Source organism: Coleofasciculus sp. A1-SPW-01 (genome assembly GCF_040217205.1).
GTDB lineage: Bacteria > Cyanobacteriota > Cyanobacteriia > Cyanobacteriales > Coleofasciculaceae > Coleofasciculus > Coleofasciculus chthonoplastes_A.
Genome location: NZ_JAVJNP010000223.1, coordinates 1 through 3,830, shown reverse-complemented (window position 1 = coordinate 3,830; position 3,830 = coordinate 1). Strand labels below are relative to the sequence as shown.

Below are 3,830 nucleotides of genomic sequence, written 5' to 3'. Positions count from 1 at the left end.
AAAGCGAAGCATCCTCTGTCCTCCCCCGTGCCACAAAAACGAAGTATCCTCTGTCATCCCCCCTCTTGTAGGGGGGAACGAGGGGGGTAGGGGGGAACGAGGGGGGTGGGAGAAGGGGTTAGGGGATGAGGGTGAAAAGCTTGCCAGTCGTGCTTTTCATCTTAAGTTGATACCAATGCACGTCGGTGCGCCCCTACAATTTTAATCCACTAAATTAAATGTGCCACGCCAGTAGTAAGACAGCGAGTGGTGAGCATAAACATTAATAAATACCATGAATATTTTACCGAATATAAAACCGATCAAGATATTGATTATTGCTGCTTATTCGGATAATTGTCAGACTATTAACAAGTATTTATCCAGTTCTGAATATAGTCATATTCACGCTGAAAACCTTGAACAAGCTCTATCTATTATTGATACTGATACTGATTCTATACCCGACTTAATCCTGATAGCTGTTAATCATTCAGAGATTAACATCAGTGAACCCATCAAAAAGCTGCAAAAAGTGACACGGCTAAATGATGTACCGATTATTGTCTCAATTACTCACAACCTTATCACTGAATTAAACTCACTATTCGCAGCAGGTGCAAATGATTATTTAATTACTCCCTTCACCCAAGCCGAACTTTTAGCCCGCATCCAGACTCAGTTACATCTTCATAAACTCAACGCCGAAAATTTGCGCCTCAAGCAAGAAAATACAGATTTAAAAATCTTACTTGAGACATCCACAGAACATGGTGATCTTGTCTTTGAGCAGTTGCATGATCAAGCCGAGGAAGCGGTGCGCGAAAGTGAACATCGGCTGGCGCAATTTTTGGAAGCAGTACCTGTTGGCGTGTTGGTGGTGGAGGCGAGTGGTAAGCTTTACTTTATGAATCAACAAGCCAAGCAGATTTTGGCACAAGATTTAGATCCAAATCTCCACACCGATCAACTTTGTTCCACCTATCAACTTTATAGAGCAGACACCAATCAATTATACCCTTTAGACCGCTTACCGATCGCGCGATCGCTCCAGGGTGAAACCGTAACCGTTGACGACTTAGAAGTGCGTCACGCGAATCAACGAATTCCCCTAGAAATGCAGACAATGCCCATCTATGATGAACAGGGAACTCTGCTCTATGGTATTAGTGTATTCAAAGATATTACCGCCCGCAAACGTACCGAGAAAATTTTAACCGAGTATAACCAAACCCTAGAACAAGCCGTCCGCGATCGCACCCAAGAATTAGAAACCAAAAATCAGCAACTTCACCAAGAAATTGAGGAACGCAAGTTACTTGAGCAAAAATTGCGAACCTCTGAGGGCAAAATGCGAGCAGTATTTGAGGCAATGCCTGATATTATCCTAATTATTGATCCTCAAACTAATGATATTCAAGTTGCACCAACTCGACCCACTCGCGATATTGAAAAATCAATACCCCTGATTAACCAAACGATTGAGCAATTTCTCGACAGTGACAATACTCAAAGCTGGTTCCAGCAAATTCACCAGGTTATCGAAACCCAAGAACCGATTCATTTTGATTACAGTTTAAATGATGCCGATCAACGGGTTTGGTTTACCGCCAGTATTGCCCCATTACCGAACAATTCCGTTATCTGGGTTGCCCGCAATATTACCGATCGCAAACGCACCCAATTTGCCTTGTATCAATCAGAAGAAAAGTTTGCCCGTGCCTTCCGTTCTAGTCCCAGCGCCATGACAATCACGCGATTAAGTGATGGTTGTCATATTGATGTGAATGATAGCTTTTGTCAGTTTACCGGCTATTCTGCCCCAGAAATTATTGGTCGCACTGCCCTTGATTTGAATCTCTGGGTCAATCAAAAAGACCGAAACCGGATGTTAAAAGCAATATCAAACAAGGGGATTATTCGCAACTACGAATTTGAGTTTCGTACCAAATCGGGTGACATTCGTACCGCCTTACTCTCAGCCGAACAAATTAACCTAGATGAGCAAACTTGTCTGATCGCCGTCAGCCAAGATATTAGCGATCGCAAGCAGGTGGAATTTGCGCTACAACGTGCTAAAGACACGGCTGAACAGGCAAATCGCGCCAAAAGTCAATTCCTATCCAATATGAGTCATGAATTACGGACTCCCTTGAATGCGATTATTGGATTTGCTCAGTTGTTAGGGCGTGACTCTTCCCTCACCCCAGAACACCATGATCATATTGGCATTATTTGCCGATCTGGTGAACATTTACTTAGTTTAATCAATAATGTGCTGCAACTGTCTAAAGTTGAAGCAGGTCAGGTCAAACTCAATTGCTATAGTTTTGATCTATATGGGATGCTGCAAGTTTTAGAGGAAATGTTCAAGTTGCAGGCTGAGAATAAAGGATTGCAGTTAGTCGTTGATTATGATGAGGCGCTACCTCGCTATGTGGAGACTGATGAAGGGAAGCTGCGCCAAGTCTTAATTAATTTAGTGAATAATGCGATTAAATTCACGAGCCAGGGAGGTGTTACCTTGCGTGTTAAAGCGGTGCAGGGGGAAATGGGAGAATCAACTCGACACCCAACATTTAATACGTTGCCAATCCCTCAAAAACTAAGATTTGAAATTGAAGATACGGGACTCGGTATTGCGAGCGAGGAAATTGAATCATTATTTGAGGCTTTTGTGCAAACTGAAGCAGGACGAAAATCCCTAGAAGGCACAGGATTAGGGTTGCCTATTAGTCAACAATTTGTGCGACTCATGGGCGGAGAGATTCACGTCAGTAGCCGCTTGAACCAAGGCAGTATTTTTACCTTTGATATTGACGTTAACCGGGTGGAGGGAATTGAGCTAGAAACCCAGTCAGCGACGCCTCGCGTAGTTGGCTTGGTACCCGGACAACCCAATTACCGTATCCTAGTGGTGGATGATCGCCTAGAAAGTCGCTTATTATTGGTAAAACTGCTAACCACCGTGGGATTTTCTGTGCGAGAAGCGGTGAATGGGCAAGACGCGATCGCGATCTGGACTAGCTGGGAACCTCACCTGATTTGGATGGATATGCGAATGCCTGTGATGGATGGATATGAAGCCACCAAACACATCAAAGGGCATCTCAAAGGTCAAGCTACCGTGGTTTTAGCCCTCACCGCCAGCGCCTTTGAAGAAGAGCGATCGCTGGTTCTCTCAGCCGGTTGTGACGATTTTGTTCGCAAACCCTTCCGAGAAGACGTAATCTTTAATAAGATAGCCCACTATTTAGGGGTGCAGTATGTCTACGAACAGCCAACCCCATCAACAGCGTTAGAGGATGAAAACCTAGCATCCAACCAACCCCTAACAACTCAAGCCCTGACGATTATGCCCAAGGAGTGGATTCATGAATTATACCAAGCGGCAGATTCGATTGATAACGAACGGATTTTCCAGCTTATCGAGCAAATTCCCCCAACTCATACCGCGATCGCCCAAGCTATCACAGATATGGTGAATAACTTCCGTTGTGATCAAATTATCGATTTAATTGAAGAACAGATGAAGGAGTTTTGACTCTTCACAACTTTCGAGAGCATAGCGGGTGAATCTGTAGGGGCGGGTTTAGGGACATTGGTGTCAACTTAAAAAACCCCCTCTCCCCCAGCCCCTCTCCCACCAGGGGAGAGGGGAGCAAGAAGGAAGAAGGAAGCGCTATTCCAGATGTGATGACACAAGCGTTTTTATGTGATGGTTCCCCTTCTCCTATGCAACAAAAGCGAAGCATCCTCTGTCCTCCCCCGTGCCACAAAAACGAAGTATCCTCTGTCATCCCCCCTCTTGTAGGGGGGAACGAGGGGGGTAGGGGGGAACGAGGGGGGTG

General features: G+C 44.9%; 1 protein-coding gene. It reads left to right on the top strand.

Going from position 1 to position 3,830, the window contains the following annotated elements; genetic code table 11:
* Positions 1-274 precede the first annotated feature (274 nt).
* Entirely contained in the window at positions 275-3,523 is a 3,249-nt protein-coding gene (locus tag RH949_RS31830; RefSeq protein WP_446358850.1) for a PAS domain S-box protein, read from the top strand.
* Positions 3,524-3,830: the final 307 nt, after the last annotated feature.